Here is a 17,606-nt window from a genome sequence, read left to right on the forward strand (position 1 = left end):
GACGATGGCCAGCGATTACTGGTTTTCCTTGGTCTGCCCCATGATTTCCTGGGCGCTGAAATTGATGCCGCAGGTCGGGAAGGAATTGCCGACGAAGAAGTTGTCCGACTCTTTCGGGAAGTAATCCGTGCCTTCCTTCATGTCCGGATCCGTGGCGACAGCCAGGGGCAGCTTCACCTCCTGCGGCACCACTTCGCCTTCGAGTGCCGCGATGGCCGTCTTGATAGCGACGGCGACCTGGGCCGGGCCGGAGCCGGCGGAGGTGCACTTCAAGCCGTCGGCCGAATGCGCCGCGCAGAATTTGCGGAAGCCGTTTTCGGTCTCGCCGCCGAACGGCACGAATGGATGCTTGGCGTCGATCATCGCCTGCACGATGCCGGTGTCGCCGCCCTGGCCGGTGATGCCGTCGAACGGACCGTTGGTGGCGATCGCGTCGGCGGTCACCTTCTGCGCCACGCCGTCATCCCATTTACCGGCAACTTCGGTGACGGCCCATTTCTTGCCGGAAGCATCCAGCACTTCGTGGATTCCGTTGTGGCGGTCGGTGTCGACCGAGGTGCCGGCCACCCCGCGCACTTCCAGGATCTTGCCGCCATTCGGCACCTTTTCGACCAGCCATTTGGCCCACAATTCGCCAAGGCCCTTCTGGTCGACATTGACGTTGATGGCGTCCTTGGTGTCGAGGATGTTGTCGAAGGCGACCAGCACGATGCCGGCTTCCTTGGCGCGCTTGATGACCGGGCCGAAAGCGGTCGGGTTCTGCGCGTCGGTGACGATGGCATCATAGCCGGAATCGATGAAATTGTTGATCGCCGAAATCTGCGCCGGCACATCCTCTCCGGTCGACACGACCTTGAATTCCTTGATCTTTGCCTTGACGTCGGGCTGCGCCGCATAGGCTTTGGCCGTCTGCACCATCTGGATGCGCCAGGTGTTGGCGATATAGCCATTGGCGAAGGCGATGCGGTACGGCCCTTCCTTCTTCGGATATTTGAAGAATTTCGTGTCCGCGCTCCACGGCGCGAAACAGTCGGCCTGGGCGGCGGGACCGGAGACGATCTCCGGGCCGGCGGCCATGGCGGCCGAGTTGAGCATGACGAACGCACTGGCGGCAACGATGCCACCGACAAGTGACTTGATCATCGATAATCCTCCCAATTGCAGTTCTGATTTGTCGTTTCAGTTTTATGGAATTTCCGCGTTTCCGGCTGGCCCCTTCATATTATCCATAATAAACAAGCTTTAGCTGTTGCTTATGTATAATAAACAGACTTGGCGCCTGAGGCTCAACACTCTGTTCAGGATAGTGGTAGCGCTACCATGACGCTGTGTAAAGCACCATTCGGGGGCGTTCTCGAAAGCGTGTTCAGCGTGCCGTGCTCTCGCGCCGTTTCAGTTCGAAGCCAAGGTCGACGACCCGCTCTTTCGGTCTGTCGCCGGCGATCGCCGCCAGAGCCATGGCGACCGCCCTTCTGCCGATTTCGTAGCGATGGGTGCGGACGCTGGTGACCGAGGGAAAGGCCACCTGCATCATGTCGAGATCGTTGAAGCCGACGATGCCGATCGTTTTCGGCACATCAATCGCGGCGCGGTGGCATTCGAACAGCACGCCGAGCGCGATATCGTCATTGTTGCAGAAGACGCCGTCGAGCGTCGGCATCTTGGCCAGGGCATCGCGGAACAGTTCGCGGCCGAGCGACACGCTGGAAAGCACCGGCGTCGTGGTGATCAGGCGCGGGTCGAACAGGCCGGCCTTCTCCATCGCCCCGCGGTAGCCGGCCAGACGCCGCTGCGAGCGCGGATCCATGCGCGCGCCGATGAAGCCGATGCGGCGATATCCCACTTCGATCAGATGTTGGGTCGCCGTCCTGCCGCCGTCGAGGTGCGAGAAGCCGACCATCATGTCGATCGGATCGGGCCCGGTCTCCATGACCTGCACCACCGGGCAGCCGGCAGTCTCCAATAGTTTTCGCGAGGCTGGCGTCTGGTCGATGCCGGCCACGACCAGCGCCGCGGGCCGCTGGGATCCGAACACCTGCAGCAGCCGTTCTTCCTCCAGCCCGGAATAATGCGTGTTGCCGAGTTGGATGCGGAACGGGCTGTCCGACAGGCTGTCATAGATGCCGCGCACCACCTCGGCGAAGACGTTGTTGGTGAGCGACGGCACCAGCACGCCGAACACCTCGGCGCGGGCCGAAGCAAGGGCCCGCGCATTGGGATCCGGCACATAGCCGAGTTCGTCGACAGCGGCCTGGATCTGGCGGCGCAAATCTTGGCTGACCCGTTCCGGCTCGCGCAGCGCGCGCGACACGGTGATGGCGCCGACGCCGGCCTTGCGCGCGACGTCCGCTATGGTCGGGCGGCCGCCTCCGCGGCGCGAGCGCGGCTTGATCAAGGCCATGGCCGGTGCGTATGGCCGCCGAAGCGCCCCTGCAATACGATCATTCCAGCTGTCGTCATCTCACCGGCCTGCTGCCGCGCCCCTTCGCCTCTGGCGTCGCGCAGTGGTTGGCCATTGTCAAGCCGAGGCGATCGAGGGCCACGCCCCCTCCCTTGGCTCAGACCGCTACGGCGGTCCTGTGCTTTGCCTTCCAGAGCACCAGCACCATGGCCAGTATGTTGAGCAGATTCCAGGCGATGCCGTTCAGGAATGCGGCGGCGTAGGAGCCGGTCAGGTCGTAAATCCAGCCCGACATCCAACCGCCGATCGCCATGCCGAAGATGGTCGCCATCATGACGATGCCGATGCGCTGGCCGGCTTCCCTGGCGGGCATGTATTCGCGCACGATGATCGCGTAGCAAGGCACGATGCCACCCTGCGACAGGCCGAAGACCAGAGAGACGACATAGAGCGAAGCGAGCCCGTCGAACGGGATGTAGAAGAACAGCGACAGGCACTGCAGCACCGAGCCTATGAGCAGGGTCTTCACACCGCCGATCCGGTCGGCGACAAAGCCCGAGGCAAGCCGGCTGACGACGCCCGCCGCCATCATGATCGACAGCATGTCGGCGCCGTGCGCCACGCCGTAGCCGAGATCCATGCAATAGGCGACGATGTGCACCTGCGGCATCGACATCGCCACGCAGCAGCCCAGGCCGGCGACGACCAGCAGCACCTGCAGCGCCGCGGGCGACAGGGAGATCGGCTGCACCAGCCGGCTTCCTGGCGAACCGGCGGCGGCCGCTTCCGGAGCGCCGCGCCGCAGCATCAGCACCAGTGGCACCATGGTCACCAGGCAAACGATACCGATCGCCGCATAGGTGAAACGCCAGCCTTCCGCCTTCATCAGCGTGGGCATGATGGTCGGCCAGATCGTCCCGGCAAGATAGTTGCCGGCCGCGGCCGCGGTCACCGCGACACCGCGCCGACGGTTGAACCAGTGCGAGATGTCGGCAATCAGCGGGCCGAAGATCGCTGACGTACCGACACCGATCAGCAACCCCTGGGCAAGGGTGAATTGCAGGATCGATGTCGACAGCGCCGCGAGCAGGAAGCCGGCGGCGAGCGCGACAGACGAGAGCAGTGCCGGCATCCAGTAGCCCATGCGGTCGATGGCCCGACCGACCAGCACGTTGCCGGCGGCGAAGCCGACCATGGTCGCGGTGTAGGGCATGGATGCCGCGGCGCGGTCGATGCCGAACTCGGCCTGCACGGCGGGCAGCACCACGACAACGGCCCACATGCCGACGCCGCCGATCGTCGCCAGCAGCATCGAGATGGCGAGCCGCATCCAGGCATAGGAGCTGTCGATACCGGGGAGTGGCCGGCTCAAGTCGGTTCGGGTCAAGGCGTTTCCTGTCGGCTGCCGTTGCCGCCACTATCGGCGCATTCTGGGTCTACAGCAGCGCCACGGCGGGCAAATCGGTGGCTCCAGAGCAGGCGGGACGCGGGAACCGACGCCAATCCATGGAGTTTTGCGACCAGCAACCCTGCAAAGGAGCCCCGTCATGACCGCAACCAAGAAGAAATGGTCGGCCGAAGTGACCGAGCACAGCAACGCGATGGATCTCGAGGATCACATCTTCGAATCCGACGATGCCAAGAAGATCGCCGCCTCGCTCAAGCGCTCGGCCGAACACAGTCATCGCCGCAAGGCCGAACCATTCCAGTCCGCCATGTCGATGCTGAATTTCTACATCAACCGCGCCGGCAAGAACCTGCCCGCCGCACGCAGACAAGTGCTCGAGCGCGCCAAGGACGAACTTCGCGTAGCCTTCGGCCGCGAAAAAGAGGATTAGCGGTCAGCTCGGGCTTAGCGTGATTTGATCACGTGGTCGGTGTTGGCGAGCAGTTTCCGCACCGCGGCGCGCGCCGCGTCCGGCCGCTGCAGGCGGATGTTCTTCTCGATCGCCTCATGCAGTTTCTGCGCGTAGTTCAGGTCGTCGACCGCCCGCGTCGTATAGGTGAACAGATGGTCGAAGGCAGATTCGATCAGCACACCGAGCGGCACCAAAAGGTCGTTGCCGGAGGCCCGCAGAATGGCGAGGTGGAAGCGCGTGTCGGCACGCGTGCGCTCCTGCAGGCTGGCTGCCTCCCCCATCTCGCGGCAGGCCTGGCTGATCTCGGCCATCTGCTCGTCGGTCCGCCGCATGGCGGCGAATGCCGTCGCTTCCGGCTCGATGATGTGGCGGAACTCCTGTACCGTCTTCAGGAACACTTCGCGGTCCGGCGAGGTCGCGTACCAGGCGAGCACGTCGCGATCGAGCAGGTTCCAGCGCTCCTTGGGCTCGACCCAACTGCCGATCTTGGGGCGTGAGGCAAGCAGGCTTTTGGCCATCAGCATCTTGATCGCCTCGCGCACCGCCGAGCGGCTGACGCTGAAAGTCTCCGACCACTTCGCCTCGTTGGGCAGGATGGTGCCGGGCGGATAGTCGCCGCGCACGATCCTTAGGCCAATTTCGCTCGCCAGCGACGTGTGCACGCTGGCGCCAGGAATACGCGCCGCGTCGGGCCGGCGAACACCGGAGGACCGTTCGGCGGCTGTCGGCTTTTTCGGCGATTTTTCCTTGTTCGGCTTTGCGTCCCGCATACACTTCAGAAAGGCCGGTTTGCGGAAGCTGTCAAGCACCCGCGGGCGGTTGGGCCGCAAAGCCCGCCGCTATGCACAACCCAGCCCCGCCTGCTCGCTCGCTCAGGCCGTTTTCACATATTTGCGCCAGCTGTGCTCCGGGCGAAAGCCGAGCATGTCGCGGGCCTTGCGGTTCGACAGCAGCGTCTCGTATTCGCCAAGCTCGCCCTTGACCGGCACGCCGGGATAAAAGCGCTTGAGTAGCTCCGCCGTCGGCAAGTCCGACGAGGTGTCGTCATTGGCGGCGTTGAACACCTGGTAGCCGAGCCCATCCTTCTCGATGGCGCACAGCGTGATCTGGCCAAGGTCGCGCGCATCGATATAGCTCCAGGCAATGCGCTTGCGGAAACCCGGATCGGCGAACCATTTCGGGAATAGAGAATACTCATGCGGCTCGATGACATTGCCGATGCGCAAGGCATAGATATCGCTGCCGCTGCGCAGCGCGAAGGCACGCGCCGTCTTCTCGTTGACGATCTTGGATAGCGCGTAGCTGTCCATCGGGTCGACGTCATACTCCTCGTCGAGCGGGAAATGCGTTGGATTGCGCGGCTCGTTGGCGAAAACCAGCCCGTAGGTCGTCTCTGAAGAGGCGATGATGACCTTGCGGATGCCAAGCTTCACCGCGGCCTCGATGACGTTATAGGTGCCCATCGCGTTGATGCGGAACACCTCATTGTCGGGCGTGATCATGATGCGCGGGATGGCGGCGAAATGCACCACGGCGTCGACCGGCTGGGGACGCAGCGACGGATCGAATTCATGCAGACCCATATAGCTCGACAGCGCGTTGAAAACCTGCCCGCTCTCGGTGATGTCGGTGATCAGCGTGCGGACCTTGGGATTGTCGAGCGGCCTGGTGTCGATGTTGAGCACCTGGCAGCCCTGCTCGACAAGATATTGCACGACATGGCGTCCAGCCTTGCCGCTGCCGCCGGTGAACATGATGCGCTTCGTCATTCTGGTCTCCATCACAGGCTCTGGAATTCCCGTCTATTGTCAGACAATATTGCATTTCGCAACCACTCAAGGCTAAAACGACAGCGCAATTATCGATAATCCCAACAGGACGGATGACATGAACACCACCGCCGCGCGCGAAAAGATCGGCTTCATCGGCCTTGGCCTGATGGGACACGGCATCGCCAAGAACATCGTCGACAAGGGCTATCCCCTGACATTCCTTGGTCGCAAGAACCGCAAGCCGGCGGAAGACCTTTTGGGCCGAGGTGCCGAGGAAGCGACGTCGTCGCGCGGCGTAGCGGCGGCGTCCGATATCGTGTTCATCTGCGTCACCGGTTCGCGCGAAGTGGAAGCCATCATCCGCGGCCCCGGCGGCCTCAAGGAAGGTTTGAAGAAAGGCTCGGTCGTCGTTGATTGCTCGACCTCGGACCCGGTCTCCACCGTGGCCCTTGCGGCCGAACTCAAGGCGCTTGGTATCGACTATGTCGACGCGCCGTTGAGCCGCACGCCGAAGGAAGCCTGGGAAGGCACGCTCGATGCCATGGTCGGCGCGCCCGACGCCGTCTTCGCCAGGGTGCAGCCGGTGATCGAAACCTGGGCTGGCCGCATCGTCCATATCGGCGACACCGGCGATGGCCATCGCATGAAGCTGCTCAACAATTTCATCTCGCTCGGCTACGCCGCCATCTATTCCGAGGCCTTGGCACTGGCCGAGAAGGTCGGTATCTCGCCGCCGCGCTTCGACAGCGTCATCCGCAACGGCCGCATGGACTGCCCCTTCTACCAGACCTTCATGCGCTGGACGCTGGAAGGCGACCGCGACGCCCATAGATTCACCGTCGCCAACGCCTTCAAGGACCTGACCTATCTGGAGTCCATGGCGGGTGCGGCCGGCATCGCCAACCCGCTCGGCAACGCCACCAAGAATTCCTTCGCCGGCGCTCACGCCACAGGTCCGGCCGAGCAGTTCGTGCCGATGCTGGCGACCCATATCGGCAAGGTCAACGGCGTCGACCTGATGCCGACGAAGGATGGCAAGAAACAGACGATTTGAGGCGGGCCTGGCAGGCTGTTTTCCATCAATGTTGGCGCCGCCCCTCATCGCCCTGCCGGGCACTTCTCCCCGTATAGTGACGGGGAGAAGGACACCCGCTGCCGATGATTTCGCAAATCACAAACTTTGCAGGAAATGAGCCACGTTGCGGACAGCCCCCTCTCCCCGTCGCTATACGGGGAGAGGATGCCGGCAGGCAGATGAGGGGCTGCGCCGGCTTTGGCAATTGATCACCGCCGCCCTCTTCCAATCCTCTCATCGGTGTCGGCGAGCAGCTTGTGCACGGCATTACGGGCCGCCGCCGGACGCTGCAGGCGGATGTTCTTCTCGATGGCCTCGTGCAGCTTCTGCGCCCGCCCCTGGTCGCCGACCTGTCGCGTCGTGAAGACGAAAAGATGGTCGAGCGCGGATTCGATCAGCACGCCGAGCGGGACCAGAAGATCGTTGCCGGAGGCCCGCAGGATGGCGAGGTGGAAGCGGGTGTCGGCGCGGATGCGCTCCGGCAGGCTCGACGCCTCGCCCATCTCGCGGCAGGCCAGGCTGATCTCGGCCATCTGCTCGTCGCTGCGCCGCATGGCCGCGAAGGCGGACGCTTCCGGCTCGATGATGTGGCGGAACTCCTGCACGGTGCGCAGGAACGCTTCGCGATCGGGCGCCGTGGCGTACCAGGCAAGCACGTCGCGGTCGAGCAGGTTCCAGCGTTCCCTCGGTTCGACCCAGCTGCCGATCTTCGGCCTTGATGCCAGAAGGCTCTTGGCCATCAGCATCTTGATCGCCTCGCGCACCGCCGAGCGGCTGACATTGAAGGTCTCGGCCCATCTGGCCTCGTTGGGCAGGATGCTGCCGGGCGGATAGTCGCCGCGCACGATCCGGAGACCAATCTCGCTGGCGAGCGAAGCATGAACACTGAACCCGGGAAAGTGCGCCGCATCCGCCCTGCGCACGGCAAGCTGGTCGCGACCCGCTGGCGCCTTGGCACGGCTGGCTTTTCCCTTCGCCTTCTCGTGCGGCATCCACGTTCCAATAGTCGGCCGGCTGTCGTCCGGATTGATCCGAACCTACGCAGGCGCGCCGATCCTGTAGCCGAAAATCCAAATTGTGGACGCGTCGAAGCCGGAGCCAGAGGCTCCAAACCACAGCGTCTTCTTGAAGACTTCGATAGAATGGGGGCGCTCGCTGCCGAGCACCCCCGGAGTCGAAACCTACCTCTGGATGCAGGTGTCGACTGTGTCCTTGGTGCATTCGTCGAGGCCGGTGAACACCGGATCCGCGACCTTGGTGCCCTTGATGAGATCGATCATCACCGACGGGGCCTTGTAGCCCATCTCGAACGGCCGCTGGCCGACCAGCGCGGTGACGAGGCCGTCCCTGGCGATCGCCACCTCGTCGCCGATCGTGTCGGCGGCGCCTATGACGAAGTCGTTCTTGGCGATCCGGTCCTTCAACGGCCCGAACAGGTCGCGGTAGGGCTGCGGCGCCCCAAACAGCGGCCAGCCGCCCATGATGCCGAATGCGTCGAGCTTGGGATTGGCGGCAAGGATATCGGTCATTGCCTGCACGCCCTTGGCGCCGTCGTCATTGGTGAACACCGGGCAACCGGCGACTTCGGTCCAGCCGCCTTCACCGGCAAGTGCTGCAAGACCATCCTTGCCGGACAACGCATCGCGCATGCCTTGCGCGCGGCGCAGGATGTTGTCGGCAGCCGGATTGCCCTCGATGGTGCAGATCGTGCCGCCCTTCGGCTTGGCCTTCTTGATGTATTCGCCGATCTTCTTGCCCATCAGATAATTGTCGGTGCCGAGATAGGTCTTGCGAAGGGCAGCGTCCTCTTTGGTCAGGTCGGCGTCGACGGTCATGATCGGGATCGTCGGGTTGGCGCTCTTGATCGTCTGCGCGATCAGCGGCGCGTTGGACGGCGAAATCGCCATCGCCGCCGTATCGGGCTTGCTCAGCATGTCCTGCACGATCTGCGCCTCGCCTGCCTCATCCGAAGTCGACGCCGGACCGGTGTAGAAGCATTCATATTCTGCGCTGGCGTTTTCCTTGTTCCATTTCTCGCAGCCCTGATGGATGGCCTCGAAGAACGGATTGTCGAGACCTTTCACCACGATGACGACCTGCTTCTTGGCCAGAGCCGGCCCGGCGCCAAGCGCCATGGCGGCGACGGCGGCGAGCAAAACTGTTTTCCTCATGTCAGTCCTCCCTTGGAAACAGACGGACACGGCGTGCCCGCCACACGAACCAGCCCGGATACGAGATGACAGAGGCGCGAGCGCTCGTGCCACCAAGCCAGGCCGATATTCATTTTCAGATGCGAGCGGACCGGCAATCGCCAGCACGATCGATAATCTTCAGCCGCTCCCGCCGGCAATGATGGCGTCAGGCAGACGGCATGTCTTCCTCCGGCGCCAAGCTAATAACGGCGAAGCGTCAACGTCAATTGCAATTTGTCCTACAAAACGGATTTTTCAAAACAGCATCGCACTATTCATCTGACAATTGCCGTTCCTATTCATCCGACAATTGACGCCCGCGCGGCCATTTGCGTAAATGACGGCATCGCTGTTCCAGGGAGGAGCTGGAGGAGAGCGATGCGAGGCTGCGCCGGCCATGGGCATGCGGCAAGGCACGGGGAGGCAAAGGCTGGTGGCGGTTCTCGAACTCACCAACATCTCGAAGCATTTCGGCGCCATCCAGGCGGTCAATGACGTGTCGCTGTCGATCGAGCCCGGACAGGTCGTCGGCCTGATGGGCGACAACGGCGCCGGCAAGTCGACGCTGGTCAAGATGATCGCCGGCAATTTCCGGCCGAGCCACGGCGTCATGCGCATGGACGACAGGGAACTGATCCTGCACAAGCCGGCGGAAGCCCGCCAGCACGGTATCGAGATCGTCCATCAGGACCTCGCGCTGTGCAACAATCTGACGGCCGCCGCCAATGTGTATCTCGGCCGCGAGCTGCGGCGCGGCGTCGGTCCGTTCCGCATCCTCGACTATGCCGCCATGTACAAGCGCGCCGGCCAGCTCTTCGCCGAACTGAAATCGGAGACGCGGCCGCGTGACCTAGTCAAGCAGATGTCGGGCGGCCAGCGCCAGGCGGTGGCGATCGCCCGCACCATGCTGTCGCAAGCCAAGATCGTGCTGATGGACGAGCCCACGGCGGCGATCTCGGTCAGGCAGGTCGCCGAAGTGCTGAACCTGATCCGCCATCTGCGCGATCAGGGCATTGCCGTTGTGCTGATCAGTCACCGCATGCCCGATGTCTTCGATGTCGCCGACCGTGTCATCGTCATGCGGCGCGGCCGCAAGGTCGCTGACAAGACGATCGCGTCCAGTTCGCCCGAGGAAGTCACTGGGCTGATCACCGGCGCCATTGAGCAGGTGGCATGATGGTTAAAAACCACATTTCACCACGCCGGCACGCATCGGCGCTGGCAGGAAAGAACGATAATGGCAGTCACCCTTGACCAGACGATAGCGCAGAAGCAGCACACTTTCCTGTCGCGTCTGTTCTCCAGCCAGACCTTCTGGGTGGTCATTGCCGTTATCCTGGCCTGCGTCTTCCTGTCGTTCGCCACCGATGCCTTCGCCACCTCGAAGAACCTCTACAACATCACCCGCAACATCACCTTCGTCGCCATTGTCGCGCTCGGCATGACCTTCGTCATCATCACCGGCGGCATCGACCTGTCGGTCGGGTCCGTGCTGTGCCTGTGTTCGATGGTGCTGGCCGTGACCATGCACGCCGGCTATTCGATCGAGGTCGGCATCCTGGCCTCGATCGCCACCGCGCTCGCCATCGGTGCCTTCAATGGCCTCCTGATCGCCTATCTCGGCTTCCCGCCCTTCGTGGTCACGCTCGGCATGCTGTCCATTGCCCGCAGCCTGGCCATGGTCGCCTCCAACAACACGGTCGTCTTCCAGTTCGGCCCGGACCACAACAAGCTCCTGGCGCTGGGCGGCGGCGCCTGGATGTTCGGCATCGCCAATCCGGTGCTCTATATGATCCTCCTGGCGCTGATCACCGGCTTCATCCTGCGCTGGACCAAGTTCGGCCGGCATATCTTCGCCATTGGCGGCAATGAGCACGCGGCGACGCTGACCGGCGTCCCGGTGAAGCAGATCAAGGTCGCCGTCTATATGATCTCGGCGCTGTCGGCCGGCATTGCCGGTATCATCCAGACCGGGTGGCTGGGCGCCGTCACCACCAATCTCGGCACCGGCATGGAGCTGCAGGTGATCGCCGCCACCGTCATCGGAGGCGCCAACCTGGCCGGCGGCGTCGGCACCGCCTTCGGCGCCATCGTCGGCGCTGCCCTCATCGAGGTGATCCGCAACAGCCTTGGGCTGCTCGGCATCAACGCCTTCTGGCAAGGCACCTTCATCGGCGGCGCCATCCTGCTGGCGGTGCTGTTCGACCGCATCCGCAATTTCAGGCGCAGCGACTAACAGTCTGTCGCAGTGCAAGCGTTATTCGTTCCGGTCCTATCGCTCAGTCTGGCCTGTCCTTCGGCCTGCAGCTTTTCTCGGCCCAGATGAAGGACGGGCTGACATTGGTCGGGGAAAATCCCGAAACCAATTTCATCCTCATCCATGCCGGTATGCTGACCGGCATGGACAAGGAAACCACCGAGGCCTGGAAAGGCGGCCTGCGCACGTTGTCGGCGGCACCCAATCTCTACGCGAAGCTCTCAGGTCTTGGCACGTTCGTCCACCGCAACGACCCGCCTGATCGCTTATATCGTCGACAACGCAATCGACATTCTGGGCTCGGACCATCTGATGTTCGGCTCGAACTTCCCGATCGAGAAGCTGTGGACCAGCCACGCCGAGCTGATCAACGCGCACCGAGCCGCGGTGGCGAAGCATGACGCGACGGCGCAAGCTGATATCTTCTGGAACACGGCGGAGCGAGTTTATAAGCCGGTGTGAGCGCCGGACCTCGCCTTCTCCCACAAAGGGGAGAAGGCGAAAGCCAGCCGCAATCCTTACTGCGTTGGCAGCATGCCTTCGACGTCGCCCGCCGCGTCGGCGAGCGCGTCCTTGGGCGACGCCGACTGGTCGACGATCCGCGACAAATTGTCGACGATCGTCTGCGTGACCTTCACACCGTTGGTGCCGGGGAAGGCGTACCACGGAACCATCAGTGGCATCTGGCTGAGCCCGGCCTGGAAGAGCGGGTTCTTCTTGTAGAAATCGCCGAGATAGTCGGAGGATTTCGCCGCAAGCTCGTTGTTGGGGACGTAGCCCGTGCCCGGCACGACGACCGAGGCGCCATAGGGACCGGCGGCGAATTTGGCGAACTTCCAGGCGGCGTCCTGCTTGGCCGTATCCTTGGTCAGGATCACCACGGCATTGCCGCCGGTCGGCAGACGGCCATTGACCGGATCGATCAGCGGAATCTTGGCGGTCCGCAACGTGAACTTGTCGCCGACATTCTTGATCGTGTTGACAAGGGCGCCGGTGGTCTGGAACTCGAAGCCGACCTTGCCGGCCGCGAAAGCCTGTTCGCCAGCCGGCTTGGTGAAGACCGGCATGCCGCCCTCCTTCACCATCCGCTCGAGGATCTCCACCGCCTTCTCGCCTTCCGGCCCGTTGAAGGCGACCTTGCTTCCGTCGTCGTTCAGCATCTTGCCGCCGGCGCCGAACAGCAGCGCCGAGAACATCCAGTCATCGCCCTGCCAGCGGAAATCGATGCCGTCGACGCCGTTGCCGAGCGCCTTGATCTTGCCGCCGAGCGCGATCACCTCGTCCCAGGTCTTGGGCGGATTGTCCGGATCGCCGCCGGCCGCCTTCACCAGGTCGGCATTGTAATACATGATCGGATTGGAGGTGGCGAAGGCGAGGCCAACCTGCTTGCCGTTGACCTGGGCCAGCTTCAGGATCGTGTCGGAGAAGCCGAGCTCCGCCATGTTGCCTTCCTTCTTGACCATCGGGCCGAGATCGACGGCGACGTTGCGCTCGTTGAGCATGCGCAGGCGGTTGAGGCCGATGAAGGTGATGTCGGGCATTTCGTCGGTGCCAGCCTGACGAAGAATGGTCTGGATGCCCTCTTCATAAGTCGCCGACGGGCTGGCGAACTGAATCTTGATGTCGGGATTTTCTTCCATGAACTTCTTCGAGATCGTGTCCATCACGTTCTTGAAGAAGCCTGGCATCGGGTAGTGAACCGTCAGCGTCGTTTCGGCATAGGCCGGAAGGGCCGCCGCCAGCGACAGCGCCGTTGCGGCAAAGATCCTTGAGAAATGCTTCATTGCTCGTGCTCCTTGTTGGTCCGGTCAGCCTTTGAGACCGGTCATGGTGATGCCCTCGACGAACCGCTTCTGCGCGAGCAGGAAGGCGGCGACGAGAGGAAGGGTGATGATCAGCGTGGCGGCCATCAGCGCGCCATAGTCGTCGCCCGCCTCGGCGGCCCGGAAATACATCAGGCCGAGCGGCGGCGTGGCGTAGGCCTGCTTGCTGACGACGATCAGCGGCCAGTAGAGATCGTTCCAGTGCGCAACGACGGAAAAGATCGCGAATGCGGTGACGGCCGGCCATGCATTGGGCACGATGACGCGCGCGACGATGCCGAGCTCGGACATTCCGTCGAGCCGTGCCGCGTGCAGCAGGTCGTCGGGCATGGCGCGGAAGAACTGCAGGAACATGAAGATCGCGAACACCGATATGGTGAACGGCGCCACCAGCGCGGTGTAGCTGTTGAGCAGGGACAGTCTGTCGAAGGCGACGTAAAGCGGCAGCGCCGTCGCATGGATCGGCACCAGCAGGCCGAGCATGACCAGCACCATCATCAGCCGCGCGGCCCGGAACTTCAGCTTGGCCATGGCGTAGGCGCAAGGAATCGCGACCGCGACCTGGAAGAAGAAGATCAGGCCGCACACCACCACGCCGTTCCACAAAAGCGTTGCCATCGGCACCTTGTTGAGCGCCTTGGCAAAATTCTCGGCGAAATAGAAATGCTGGGGGATGAGCGACAGCGACGAGGTGAAGATGTCGCTCTGCGTCTTGCCCGCCGTCGAGATCATGAAGATGTAGGGCGCGAGGATCATCAGCGCGCCAAGCGAAAGCAGCGCGAAGCGGATGATGCGGCCTGCGGGGATGGGGGTGCTTGTCATGTGTAGTGCACCCGCCGATCGAGCACGCGGTATTGCAGAAGCATCAGCACGACCAGGATCGCCAGGAAGACGACGGTCATCGCCGAGGCGTAGCCGACGCGCAGATAGACGAAACCCTCCTGGTAGATGGTGAAGAGCAGCACTTCGGAGGCCTTGTTGGGGCCGCCATCGGTCAGCATCTTCACCGTTTCGAAAACCTTCACCGCATTGGTGATGCTGATGGTGACGACGAACAGCATCGTCGGTCCGAGCATCGGCCAGGTGACCAGGAAGAACCGGTCGAGCGCCGATCTCGCGCCGTCGACGTGAGCAGCGGCGTAGAGCTCGCGCGGGATCGCCGTCAGGCCGGCCAGGAACAGCACCATGTTGAAGCCGACCGACTGCCAGATTCCGATGATCGACAGGCTGTAGAGGACAGTATTCGACGCGCCGAGCCAGTTCGGGCCGGGAATGCCGGCCAGCGAAAGCAGCGCGTTGAGCGGCCCGATCGTCGGGTGGAAGATATATTGCCAGACAGTCGCCATGGCGACGATCAGCGAGGCGACGGGCAGGAAGTAAACGGTGCGGAAGAAGCCGCGCGCCCGCTCCTCGCCTTCGATCAGCAGGGCGACGCCCAGGCCAAGCACGATCGAGACCGGCGCGACGATCGCCGTATAGACCGATGTGTTCCACAGCGATCGACGAAAGGTGCGGTCGCCCAGCAGATGTGCGTAATTCTCGAAGCCGACCAGGCGAAACTTGCCATAGCCGAGCTCGAAATCGGTGAAGCCGAGGAAGATGACGGCAGCCACGGGCAAGAGCACGAACAACAGCAACAGCGCGATGGCAGGCAATGCCAGCAGCCAGGCGGTCCGGTCTTCGCTGCGCTGCCGAAGCGCGGCGGCACTCGGGACCCTGCCCGCCACCGCAACGCTAGACATAGGCCGGCTCCTGCCGCGCGCCCGTCGTGCCGGCGATGCGCAGGCGCCTTCCCTCCGGTCCAAAGACCATGGCCTGTTCGATGGACACAAGGACGCCCACCGGCATTCCCGCGATCAGTTCCCTCGCCTCGTGCGGCACGAGCTTGGCGATGACGGTCTCGCCGGAGGCGTCGAGCCGGCAATGGGCAATGACTTCCGACCCGAGGAATTCGAGACGCTCGATCCGCCCGGCAATGCCGCTCCGACCGCTTGGAGACAATTTCACGAATTCGGGCCGAATGCCGAGGCTGACCGGGCCGGTCGCCACTTTCTCCAGCAGGGCCAGCCGGATGCCCTCGAAGCCGACGCGGCCGCTTTCGGCCTGCGCCTGGACGATGTTGATCCTCGGCTGGCCGACGAAACGCGCGACCTCGATATGGGCGGGATCGTTGTAGATCACATCGGGCGCGGCCAGCTGCAGCAGATTGCCGCCGATCATCACCGCCACACGGTCGGCCATCGAAAGTGCCTCGGCCTGGTCGTGCGTCACATAGAGCGTCGGCACGCCAGCGCGGCGGTGCAGTTCGACGATCTCGCCGCGCGCATGGACGCGCAGATTCGCGTCGAGGTTGGAAAGCGGCTCGTCCATCAGGAAGATGCTGGGCTGCCGCACCATGGCGCGCGCCAGCGCCACGCGCTGCCGCTGGCCACCCGACATCTGCCCCGGCTTGCGGTCGAGCAGATGATCGATCTTCAAGACAGTCGCCATTTCGCGCACGTCGCGTGAAATACCGGCGCGAATATCCTTCTGGCCGGGCAGCAATGAGCCGATCACCGGCAAGCGCTGCCCCCCGCTCAGCCGCTTCATGGCCAAGGGAACCGCGATGTTCTGGCCGGCGGTGAGATGCGGATAGAGCGCGTAGGACTGGAACACCATGGCGATATTGCGGTCGGCCGCGGCGACCGGAGACATGTCCTTGCCGCCGACGACGATTTCGCCGCTGTCGGCATGGTCGAGCCCTGCCAGGATACGCAGCAAGGTGCTCTTGCCGCACCCCGAAGGACCGACGAGAGCGATGAACTCGCCGGGTTCCACATCGAGGCTGATTCCATTCAGGATGGCGTTGCCGCCAAACGACTTTTTCAGGCCGCGAAGCGAGAGCGCGCTCATGATACGACCTTCTTGCGAACCTTGTGCGCCTCGTGCGGATAGACCTCCTCGACCACATCGTCGAGGACGTGAATGGTCATGCCTGGAATAGCGACGATCTCGCTGGAGACCGTGTCGCCGAAATCATGCATGACGGCGCCGAGCAGCCGCTCGCCCGGCATATCGCGTTCCATGTCGCCGACGACGAAGGCCGCCGACGGGCCCCACACCAGCGACGTGTTATCGTATTTGCCTTGCCACGCCCGGTGCAGGTGACCGCTTGCAAACAGCGCGACATCGTGAGCGGCGATCAGATCGTAGAGGCGTTGGCGGTGTGCCGGGCGGACGCTCCAGTAGCCGGTATCGCCCTCACCCGGTTCGTCGATAAAGAGCGGCTTGTGGGCGAAGAGCGCGACGCGCCGGCCGCCGCGGCTTTCCAGCATGGTCCGCAGCCATTCGAACTGCGCCTCTTCCTCAGCGTCGTCGAAACCCATCAGCAGGCTGTCGATCCCGACGAGCCGCCAGCTTCCGGCGTCCTCCATCCAGTAGTCGGGGCCGACCAGCCGGCGCCAGCGATCGAGCCGCCCGGCATTGACCGGCTGCAGCGATCCGGGCAGATGGCCAACATCGTGATTGCCGGGCACGATCAGCATCGGTTTCGAGATTTCCTGCATCAGATCCATGCAGAAGGCGATGTCATCGTCCCTGTCGGCGCCGTCGACACTGAGGTCGCCGGTGTGGACGACAAGATCGGCGCCGCTCTGCTCGATCCAGGCGGCCAGCGGCTGCCAATTGCCATTGAAGTGTGGCTTGGTCGGGCTGAAATGGGTGTCGGTGATCTGAACGATTTTCATGACGGCTCCACTGCGGGGCCGACGCTGGAGAACCCCAGGCGACCACTTCGCGTGAGGCTTCCATAGTGCCGTTACATGTCACTTCCTTAACAGCATGGGGACAAAAGTTCTCGCCGTGCATATCGGCTGGCTGCCGGCGTGGATGCTGATCCCCTTTTCCCTTGTGGGAGATGGGAAGCCTCATCTCACTTCATTTCGAATTGCGGATCGACCGCAATCTGCATCGCCGTAACCAGATGATTGGTCTGGGCGGCCAGCCCGATGATCGAAACCAGCTCGCCATGCCGCGCCTCGGTCATGCCCATGGCCCGCGCCGCCGCCGTGTGCGAGTAGACACAGTACGTGTGCGAGTGGACACGTAGGAGCAATCATTCGCCGTCGACACCGGATCGTTGGCCAGCCTGCGCCGGAAATTGTTGACGAGATCGGGATGCGCGAAAGCACCGCATCAAGGCGAACGGTCGGTGCGGAATTCACCTCCGCGTCGGCTGGAAAATTCGAT

17 protein-coding genes and 2 pseudogenes are annotated in these 17,606 nt (G+C 63.2%); 6 read left to right on the plus strand and 13 right to left on the minus strand.

Features of this window, described 5'->3' with window-relative positions; all coding sequences use genetic code 11:
* Positions 1-15: 15 nt before the first annotated feature.
* The 3 genes from FJ934_RS09330 to FJ934_RS09340 all read right to left on the minus strand — a co-directional run bounded on the left by FJ934_RS09330 (position 16) and on the right by FJ934_RS09340 (position 3,788).
* Complete coding sequence (locus FJ934_RS09330) at positions 16-1,143, minus strand: sugar ABC transporter substrate-binding protein (protein WP_140608996.1); 1,128 nt, start codon at positions 1,141-1,143, stop codon at positions 16-18.
* Positions 1,144-1,366: 223 nt separating this feature from the next.
* Positions 1,367-2,401, minus strand: a complete 1,035-nt coding sequence (locus FJ934_RS09335) for a LacI family DNA-binding transcriptional regulator (protein ID WP_181165566.1) — start codon at positions 2,399-2,401, stop codon at positions 1,367-1,369.
* A gap of 157 nt (positions 2,402-2,558) precedes the next feature.
* Complete coding sequence (locus FJ934_RS09340; protein ID WP_140608998.1) at positions 2,559-3,788, minus strand: MFS transporter; 1,230 nt, start codon at positions 3,786-3,788, stop codon at positions 2,559-2,561.
* Positions 3,789-3,948: 160 nt separating this feature from the next.
* On the opposite strand from FJ934_RS09340, the gene FJ934_RS09345 reads away from it, so the two are divergent.
* Positions 3,949-4,239: a DUF3175 domain-containing protein gene (locus FJ934_RS09345; protein ID WP_140609000.1), complete on the plus strand. Its 291-nt coding sequence runs from the start codon at positions 3,949-3,951 to the stop codon at positions 4,237-4,239.
* 14 nt (positions 4,240-4,253) lie between these two features.
* On the opposite strand, the gene FJ934_RS09350 is transcribed toward FJ934_RS09345, so the two are convergent.
* A complete protein-coding gene (locus tag FJ934_RS09350) occupies positions 4,254-5,030 on the minus strand; it encodes a FadR/GntR family transcriptional regulator (RefSeq protein WP_140609002.1) in 777 nt (258 codons plus the stop codon).
* A 102-nt stretch (positions 5,031-5,132) separates the two neighbouring features.
* Positions 5,133-6,029, minus strand: a complete 897-nt coding sequence (locus FJ934_RS09355; RefSeq protein WP_140609004.1) for an NAD(P)-dependent oxidoreductase — start codon at positions 6,027-6,029, stop codon at positions 5,133-5,135.
* A gap of 118 nt (positions 6,030-6,147) precedes the next feature.
* Between FJ934_RS09355 and FJ934_RS09360 the strand changes: the two genes are divergently transcribed.
* Positions 6,148-7,086, plus strand: a complete 939-nt coding sequence (locus tag FJ934_RS09360) for an NAD(P)-dependent oxidoreductase (protein ID WP_140609006.1) — start codon at positions 6,148-6,150, stop codon at positions 7,084-7,086.
* A 230-nt stretch (positions 7,087-7,316) separates the two neighbouring features.
* On the opposite strand, the gene FJ934_RS09370 is transcribed toward FJ934_RS09360, so the two are convergent.
* On the minus strand, positions 7,317-8,099 hold the full coding sequence (locus FJ934_RS09370; RefSeq protein ID WP_140609008.1) for a FadR/GntR family transcriptional regulator: 783 nt from the start codon (positions 8,097-8,099) through the stop codon (positions 7,317-7,319).
* A 189-nt stretch (positions 8,100-8,288) separates the two neighbouring features.
* Positions 8,289-9,278, minus strand: coding sequence for a sugar-binding protein (locus tag FJ934_RS09375; RefSeq protein WP_140609010.1), 990 nt, complete (start codon positions 9,276-9,278; stop codon positions 8,289-8,291).
* A gap of 454 nt (positions 9,279-9,732) precedes the next feature.
* Here FJ934_RS09375 and FJ934_RS09380 point away from each other — a divergent pair, with 454 nt between their 5' ends.
* The 4 genes and pseudogenes from FJ934_RS09380 to FJ934_RS28330 all read left to right on the plus strand — a co-directional run bounded on the left by FJ934_RS09380 (position 9,733) and on the right by FJ934_RS28330 (position 12,018).
* Positions 9,733-10,476, plus strand: a complete 744-nt coding sequence (locus tag FJ934_RS09380) for an ATP-binding cassette domain-containing protein (protein ID WP_140609134.1) — start codon at positions 9,733-9,735, stop codon at positions 10,474-10,476.
* 60 nt (positions 10,477-10,536) lie between these two features.
* On the plus strand, positions 10,537-11,535 hold the full coding sequence (locus FJ934_RS09385) for an ABC transporter permease (RefSeq protein ID WP_140609012.1): 999 nt from the start codon (positions 10,537-10,539) through the stop codon (positions 11,533-11,535).
* 86 nt (positions 11,536-11,621) lie between these two features.
* Positions 11,622-11,672, plus strand: a pseudogene (locus FJ934_RS28745) (hypothetical protein); the annotation flags it as partial.
* A gap of 112 nt (positions 11,673-11,784) precedes the next feature.
* Positions 11,785-12,018 (plus strand): amidohydrolase family protein, encoded by a 234-nt coding sequence (locus FJ934_RS28330; protein WP_246671471.1) that lies wholly within the window; start codon positions 11,785-11,787, stop codon positions 12,016-12,018.
* A 56-nt stretch (positions 12,019-12,074) separates the two neighbouring features.
* Here FJ934_RS28330 and FJ934_RS09395 read toward each other — a convergent pair whose 3' ends face one another.
* From FJ934_RS09395 to FJ934_RS09420, 6 genes and pseudogenes are all read right to left on the minus strand, one after another.
* The gene (locus FJ934_RS09395) at positions 12,075-13,340 is read right to left on the minus strand and encodes an ABC transporter substrate-binding protein (RefSeq protein ID WP_140609014.1); all 1,266 of its coding nucleotides are present in this window, start codon (positions 13,338-13,340) and stop codon (positions 12,075-12,077) included.
* A gap of 24 nt (positions 13,341-13,364) precedes the next feature.
* The gene (locus FJ934_RS09400) at positions 13,365-14,201 is read right to left on the minus strand and encodes a carbohydrate ABC transporter permease (RefSeq protein WP_140609015.1); all 837 of its coding nucleotides are present in this window, start codon (positions 14,199-14,201) and stop codon (positions 13,365-13,367) included.
* The gene (locus FJ934_RS09405) at positions 14,198-15,121 is read right to left on the minus strand and encodes a sugar ABC transporter permease (RefSeq protein WP_140609017.1); all 924 of its coding nucleotides are present in this window, start codon (positions 15,119-15,121) and stop codon (positions 14,198-14,200) included. Before FJ934_RS09405 ends, FJ934_RS09400 begins: the two co-directional genes overlap by 4 nt.
* Entirely contained in the window at positions 15,114-16,271 is a 1,158-nt protein-coding gene (locus tag FJ934_RS09410) for an ABC transporter ATP-binding protein (protein ID WP_140609019.1), read from the minus strand. The genes FJ934_RS09405 and FJ934_RS09410 overlap by 8 nt, the downstream gene beginning before the upstream one ends.
* On the minus strand, positions 16,268-17,104 hold the full coding sequence (locus FJ934_RS09415; protein ID WP_140609021.1) for a metallophosphoesterase: 837 nt from the start codon (positions 17,102-17,104) through the stop codon (positions 16,268-16,270). Before FJ934_RS09415 ends, FJ934_RS09410 begins: the two co-directional genes overlap by 4 nt.
* Positions 17,105-17,289: 185 nt before the next feature.
* Positions 17,290-17,531: pseudogene (locus FJ934_RS09420) on the minus strand (carboxymuconolactone decarboxylase family protein); the annotation flags it as partial.
* Positions 17,532-17,606: the final 75 nt, after the last annotated feature.

Origin of the sequence: Mesorhizobium sp. B2-4-12 (assembly GCF_006441575.1) — a bacterium.
Lineage (GTDB): Bacteria > Pseudomonadota > Alphaproteobacteria > Rhizobiales > Rhizobiaceae > Mesorhizobium.